Annotated in this window: 7 protein-coding genes and 2 pseudogenes; 5 read left to right on the top strand and 4 right to left on the bottom strand. The window is 69.6% G+C overall.

The features are described from left to right. Positions 1 to 85: 85 nt before the first annotated feature. Both C1I97_RS29540 and C1I97_RS29535 read right to left on the bottom strand, forming a co-directional pair. Positions 86 to 589, bottom strand: a pseudogene (locus tag C1I97_RS29540) (DUF3618 domain-containing protein). Continuing rightward, a complete protein-coding gene (locus tag C1I97_RS29535; protein WP_111006172.1) occupies positions 586 to 957 on the bottom strand; it encodes a phage holin family protein in 372 nt (123 codons plus the stop codon). The pseudogene C1I97_RS29540 and the gene C1I97_RS29535 overlap by 4 nt, the downstream one beginning before the upstream one ends. Before the next feature lie 325 nt (positions 958 to 1,282). Here C1I97_RS29535 and gvpJ point away from each other — a divergent pair, with 325 nt between their 5' ends. The 3 genes and pseudogenes from gvpJ to C1I97_RS41895 all read left to right on the top strand — a co-directional run bounded on the left by gvpJ (position 1,283) and on the right by C1I97_RS41895 (position 2,758). Continuing rightward, complete coding sequence (gene gvpJ / locus C1I97_RS29530; RefSeq protein WP_111006173.1) at positions 1,283 to 1,660, top strand: gas vesicle protein GvpJ; 378 nt, start codon at positions 1,283 to 1,285, stop codon at positions 1,658 to 1,660. A 12-nt stretch (positions 1,661 to 1,672) separates the two neighbouring features. Continuing rightward, complete coding sequence (locus C1I97_RS29525) at positions 1,673 to 2,461, top strand: GvpL/GvpF family gas vesicle protein (RefSeq protein ID WP_111006171.1); 789 nt, start codon at positions 1,673 to 1,675, stop codon at positions 2,459 to 2,461. A 76-nt stretch (positions 2,462 to 2,537) separates the two neighbouring features. Then, positions 2,538 to 2,758: pseudogene (locus tag C1I97_RS41895) on the top strand (hypothetical protein). Here the strand turns inward: C1I97_RS41895 and C1I97_RS29515 are convergent. Both C1I97_RS29515 and C1I97_RS29510 read right to left on the bottom strand, forming a co-directional pair. Next, positions 2,750 to 3,304 (bottom strand): phosphatase PAP2 family protein, encoded by a 555-nt coding sequence (locus C1I97_RS29515; protein WP_111006170.1) that lies wholly within the window; start codon positions 3,302 to 3,304, stop codon positions 2,750 to 2,752. The pseudogene C1I97_RS41895 and the gene C1I97_RS29515 sit on opposite strands and share 9 nt — an antisense overlap. Before the next feature lie 198 nt (positions 3,305 to 3,502). Then, positions 3,503 to 4,222, bottom strand: coding sequence for an IS6 family transposase (locus C1I97_RS29510; protein WP_111006169.1), 720 nt, complete (start codon positions 4,220 to 4,222; stop codon positions 3,503 to 3,505). 242 nt (positions 4,223 to 4,464) lie between these two features. Between C1I97_RS29510 and C1I97_RS29505 the strand changes: the two genes are divergently transcribed. Together C1I97_RS29505 and C1I97_RS29500 are read left to right on the top strand one after the other, a co-directional pair. Continuing rightward, positions 4,465 to 5,028, top strand: coding sequence for a hypothetical protein (locus C1I97_RS29505; protein WP_111006168.1), 564 nt, complete (start codon positions 4,465 to 4,467; stop codon positions 5,026 to 5,028). Between the two features lie 381 nt (positions 5,029 to 5,409). Next, on the top strand, positions 5,410 to 5,917 hold a 508-nt coding region (locus tag C1I97_RS29500), incomplete at its 3' end, for an IS5 family transposase (RefSeq protein ID WP_111006167.1).

Here is a 5,917-nt window from a genome sequence, read left to right as displayed (position 1 = left end):
CAGGTCATGATGCCGCCCGACCGCCGTCCACGTGCACAGCACGGGCGCGAGCGGGGAGGCAGCACGGAAGCCCCGTCGTCGACGATCAAGCTCCTGACCTGGCCGGATGATTTATCGGCACCCGCAGGGCCAGCCACACCACGACGGCCACACCCGCTGCCGCCAGCAGCACCTTGCGGTTGTCCCGCGCCAGCTGCGCCCCCTGGGCGGTCTTCTCCCGCACCGGCTCGGGCGCCTTCTCGTCCCACAGCTGACCGGCCTGGGCGGCCGTGGCCCGGGCCTGCCCGGCGGCCTGGGCGGCCTTGTCCTTGACCGGCTCGGGCAACCGGTCCTGCGCCTGGTGGGCCAGGTCGGCGGCCTTCGCTTTCAGTTCCCCGGCCTTGAGGGCGACTTACTCCTTCAGCTCGCCGGCCTTCGCTGCAGCCTGCTCCTTGACCTCGGCGGCCTTCTCCTGGGCGCGCGCCTTGACGTCGGTCTTCGCTGCGAGCGCCTCGACCGTCTCTCCAAGCTCGGTCCGGGTCTGCTCAACCTGCTCGCGCAGTTCCTCAGGGCTGGAGGCGGTGGGTTCGTCGTGAGGCGGCTGGGTCATCGGTGTGCGCTCTCCTTGATCTCGGCCACGTCGGCCTTCACGTTCTCGACCGTCTGCTCGGGCGTGGGCGGCGCTGCCTGGTCGACCTGCTTCTTTCCACTCATGGCCATCACCGCGGCGATCACACCCAGCACCGCTGTGACGATCAGCCCAGCTGCCCACACCGGCAGCGCCACCGCCAGGGCGGCGATCACGGTGGCGACCAGCGCCTGCGCCATCAGGAAGCCGACCACGCCGGCGCCGCCGAACAGGCCGCCACCCTTGCCGTAGTGCTTGCCCTTCTTCTTCATCTCCGCCTGCGCCAGGCGCAGTTCGCCGCGCACCAGCTCGGTCAGCTGCTGCGAGGCCCGCTGCACCAGCTCGCCCACCGGCTCCTGGCCCAAGCGGTCCGCACTCGGGCCAGCATGGTGCGGCTGCGTACTCGACACGGCGGTCACCTCCCGTCCCTCTGAGTTCCGCAGGCCGGACTGCGTCATGCGCCCGACCATCCGATGGGCCCGCGAGTACCCCGAGGGGACGAGCTCAGGGCGGGCGGTGTGGTCTGATCGCAGGGACGCGGTGCTGCGGGGTTTGACCCGCTCGTACGTGCGTTTGGTCGCAGGCGGCGGCTACTCGACCCCGGAAGCCTGCGTCGCAGCGAGGGACAGCGTCGACGGGACCGCGCAGAGGCAGACGAACAAGGGGTTGGTCGCGATGACCGTCGCGACACAGCAGGGCGGCGGAGGCGGTTCCAGCGGCCTCTACGACGTACTGGAACTCATTCTCGACCGCGGGCTGGTGATCGACGCGTACGTGCGGGTCTCCCTTCTCGGTGTCGAGATACTCAAAATCGACGTACGGATCGTCGTCGCCAGCGTCGACACCTACCTCCGCTTCGCCGAGGCGTGCAACCGCCTCGACCTGGAAGCGGGGCCGCACAAGCCGGCCGGGCTCACGGAGCTCACGCAGTCCGGCGCCCGCGGCAAGACCAAGGGCGCCCTGTCCGGCGCCGCGGAGACGATCGCCGAGGCCTTCCAGCAGGCACGTGACGAGGGCCGGGAGCGTCAGGGCGACCGGGCCGCGCGCGGGTGAGGGGAATGAGAGATGAGCACCTACGTCTACGGGATCATCCGCGCCTCACACTCCCCCCTCCGCCAGGACATGGACGGCGTCGGAGACCCCCCGCGGCCGGTACGTGTGCTGCGCCAGGGCGAGCTGGCCGCGATCGTCAGTGACGCCCCCGATCAGCTGCGGCCCAAGCGCCGTGATCTCCTCGCCCACCAGCGTGTACTGGACGAAGCCGGAGCGGGTGGCGTGGTCCTGCCGATGCGGTTCGGCAGCGCCTCTCCGGACGACGACACGGTGACCTGGGTGCTCGCCGAGCGTGCGGAGCACTTCCTCGAGCGGCTGCGGGCACTGGATGGCACAGCGGAGTACAACATCAAGGCCAACCACGACGAAGAGGCCGTGCTCCGCCTGGTCATGGCGGACCATGACGACATCCGGTCCCTGGCGGAAGCGAACCGCGAGACCGGCGGCGGCACGCAGGAGCAGAAGATCCGGCTCGGGGAGATGATCGCCGCCGCCGTCCAGGCACGCGAGGCGACTGACGCGGAGCTGCTTCAGCAGGCGCTGGAGCCGATGGCCGAGGCGGTCAGCGCCGGGCCGCAGAGCACCGGCTGGCTGGCCAACCTCTCCTTCCTGGTGGGCCGCGGTTCAGCGGAGCAATTCCTGGCCGCGGTCGACGAATTCCGCCAGGAACATCCGTACCTCGAGCTGCGGGTCAACGGCCCGCTGCCGCCCTACAGCTTTGTCGACACCCCCTCGTTGCAGCACGTCGAAGGCGGAACCGCGGAAGCGTTCGGAGCCGCGGCAGCCCAGCCAAACGGGTAAGGAGTCGCGAACCGTCCGGAACGGCAACCCACCCGTTGCGGGTGATGTCCGTTGCGGCCCGGCTCAGCGTGAGGCTATGCCCGGCGGAAGCGCGGCACGCGGATACGAATTCCGTGTCGCCAGCTGCGTCCCGGAGGCCGTCGCAGAAGCGTTCCCCGAGTTGGAGGCTGTGGTAATCGGCAAACATGCGGTGTTCTACGGCGACGTCATCGACGAGGCGCACCTGTTCGGCCTGCTGGCCCGCTTCCGATGCTCGGTCTGCGGATCGTGGAGATGCGACCGCTCCCCTCAGCTTAAAGGCCGGTGGCGCAGGATCAGGCGCGGGGCGCGGTGGGTGAGCCAGGCGCTGGCCAGGCCGATGGCGGCGCCGGTGGCTACGTCGCTGGGGTAGTGGGCGCCGCTTTGCACCCGCTCGAGCGCCACCATGGCGGCGGGCAGGGCGCACGCTGCGCCGGCGGCCGGCCATGTGGGTGCGATGGCGGCGGTGAAGGCCACCGCGGCGGCGGTGTGTCCGGAGGGAAAGGAGGAGGAGTCGGGGCGGTCGTCGGCCTCGTCGTGGGGGAACCACTGCTTCGGTGGCCGGGGCCGGTCGGCCAGTTGCTTGCACAGGCCGTTCGAGATCAGCTGCGCCACGGCCAGGGCGGTCAGGCCGGAGGCCGCCGCCTTGCGGCCGCGCCACCCGCCCAGCCACGCCATCGCGGCGGCGGCGCCGCACCACAGCTTCGTGCTCTCGGCGGTCTCCTCCACCGCAGAGAGAACCTTGCCGACGCCGGGCGGGATGCGGGAGGCCGCCTGCTTGGTCAACGACCGGTCAGCGTCGCGCAATCCCGCCAGAAGCCTCATGGGAGGCAAGTATCCCGAGGCCACCGCCCTACACCCAAGATCATCGGGTGGCGGATCACATCCCGCCCAGGCGGCGCCGGTCCTCCTCGTCCCACTTCCGGGTGTCGCGCGGCTGGGTGTAGGGCGCTGTCACGTTGTTGAGTGTGTGAGTGCCTGATGGTGTGTCAGGGGTGGTGGGGCCGGGTTCCGGCTCCGTGCTCAGGCCGCGGCAGGCAGGCCGGCGACGCCGGTGACCTGGTCCCAGATGGCGAAGCGGGTGGTCATCTCGGTGCGGTAGTCGGTGGCGGTCATCAGGTGGCGGCGGGGTCGGAAGTGGAGTGAGATGCCGCTGAACGCGGCCAGGAACCGCTGGGCTCCGCCGACGGAGCGGAAGCCTTTCATGGCGCGTTCGCGCTGCCGGGTGGGCTGATGACTGTTCTCGGCGCGGTTGTTCAGGCCCTTATGCGAGCGGTGCTCGACACAGGGCATGACCTCGCGGTGGGCCGCGCCGTAGGAACGGAGCTTGTCGGTGACGATCACTCGCGGCACCGCCCGGGTCTTCTGCATCAGGCGGCGGAAGAAGCGTCTGGCGGCGGCCTTGTCCCGGCGGCTCTGCAGGAGGATGTCGAGCACGTTGCCGTCCTGGTCGACGGCCCGCCACAGGTACTGCTGCTCCCCGTTGACCTTCACGAAGACCTCGTCCAAGTGCCACTTGTCCCCGGGCCGGGGCCGCCTCCGGTGCAGGCCGTTGGCGTAGCTCTGCCCGAACTTCGCGCACCAGCGGCGGACCGTCTCATAGGAGAGGCGCACACCGCGCTCGAGCATCAGCTCCTCGACCTCGCGGAAGCTGAGCGGGAAGCGGAAGTACAGCCACACGCAGTGCGCGATGATCTCCACCGGGTACCGGTGCCCCTGGTACGACGGCGGCGCGCTGTCCACGAACGACCCCTCCCAGCACGCCCAACCCGAAGATCATCCCGCCCGGTCAGTCAACGTGACAGTGCCGTCGGAACAGCCGGCGGCGCCTTCCAGAAGCTGGACCGCGACTGCGGACCGTCTCCGGCAGACCGCACGTCCGGGTCAGCCCTGATGGCGGGCAGACCAAGATCCGGCGAGGGTGGAGTGGTGATCGACGTTGCAGTCGGCCGGCCCCCTCTGTCGTCCTCCGAAGGAGCACCGTCATGTCCGGACGCAATACCTGGATCCGCAGCCTGCACGATCTGGGCCTGGCAGCCTGGTTCGGCGGCTCACTCATGGGCGCGACCGGCCTCAACGGCGCGGCCGAAGACGAAGGCGGAACCGACGAGACCAGGGCACGCATCGCTTCGTCGGGCTGGGCGAAGTGGGCACCGGTCAACGCCGCCGCCATCGGCGCGCACCTGTTCGGCGGGGGTGGGTTGCTGGCCGTAAACGCCCACCGGGTCGCCACGCAGCAGGGCGTGGCCGCCTCCACCATGGCCAAGACCGTCGTCACCGCCGCGGCCCTGGCCGCCACCGCCTACGCCCGCGTCCTCGGCAAGAAGATCGAACTGGCCTCCTCCCAGGATCCTGAGGAGCGCGAGAAGACGGCCCGGCACCCCGTCGACCTCGACCAGGCGCGGCGTCAGCTGGCTTGGGCCCAGTGGGCGGTACCGGCGCTGACCGGATGCCTGGTCGTGCTCAACGCTCTGCACGGCGAACAGCAGCGTCCTGCCGAGCAGCTGCACGGGATGTGGGAGCGAGCCCGCTCCGCCTACCGGCGCTGACCAGCACAAACACCGAGCCGTGATACCGATCGGCACCCCATTGACCTGGCGATTCATCAAACACGTCAGTGCCGTATCGGCAACCGGTGTCAGCGGCACCACACCGGCCGTCACCATCCCGACCAGGGCCCACACCACCCCGGGTCACTGACCTTGATGTTTAACCTCGGCGGTTCACCTGACCCGCTGATCTTGGTTCGTTCCCGGGACAGCAGGACGGCCGTTCTTCACGCTTCGAGGTGTCGAGCAACGTCGCGTGAAGGAACGGCCGCTGGTGAGAGGGCGTTAAGTCCCGTTCCAGATGATCTGGTGTCGCCCGTTCGTGGGTGATGGGACGGTTCCGCCCCCGTGTCATGTCGTGTGCATGATGGGGTGGCTGGCATGGAACGGATGCCGTACGCAACCGACTTGACCGACGAGCAGTGGGCGTTGATCGAACCGCTGGTCACCGGGTGGAAGCAGGAGCGGGTGGCGCGGTCGGCGACCGGGGACCCCGGGACCTGTGATCTCCGGGAGGTCGTGAACGCGATCTTCTACCAGAACCGGACGGGCTGTCAGTGGCGGCTCCTGCCGCACGATCTCCCGGCCTGGTCGGCGGTGTTCTACTACTTCACGCTGTGGCGCGAGGACGGCCTCGACCAGCGGATCCAGGAGATTCTGCGCTGCCAGGTGCGGGAGCGGTCCAGACGATTAGAGGACCCGTCCCTGGTGATCATCGACACCCAGTCCGTCCGCGTGGCGGCCGGGGTGCCGAAGAAGACGACGGGACTGGATGCGAACAAGAAGACGCCCGGCCGCAAGCGCGGGCTCGCCGTGGACGTCATGGGCCTGATCATCGGCGTGGTGGTCCTGGCCGCGAGCGCACACGACAACGAGGCCGGCATCGCCC

Origin of the sequence: Streptomyces sp. NTH33, assembly GCF_003236365.1 — a bacterium.
Taxonomy (GTDB): domain Bacteria; phylum Actinomycetota; class Actinomycetes; order Streptomycetales; family Streptomycetaceae; genus Streptomyces.
This window is presented reverse-complemented; position numbering and strand designations above follow the sequence as displayed.

Bases quoted from the DNA above. Each gene is read 5' to 3' on its own strand.
- C1I97_RS29525 (WP_111006171.1), top strand. From the start codon at position 1,673: ATGAGCACCTACGTCTACGGGATCATCCGCGCCTCACACTCCCCCCTC.
- gvpJ (WP_111006173.1), top strand. From the start codon at position 1,283: ATGACCGTCGCGACACAGCAGGGCGGCGGAGGCGGTTCCAGCGGCCTC.
- C1I97_RS29515 (WP_111006170.1), bottom strand. From the start codon at position 3,304: ATGAGGCTTCTGGCGGGATTGCGCGACGCTGACCGGTCGTTGACCAAG.
- C1I97_RS29505 (WP_111006168.1), top strand. From the start codon at position 4,465: ATGTCCGGACGCAATACCTGGATCCGCAGCCTGCACGATCTGGGCCTG.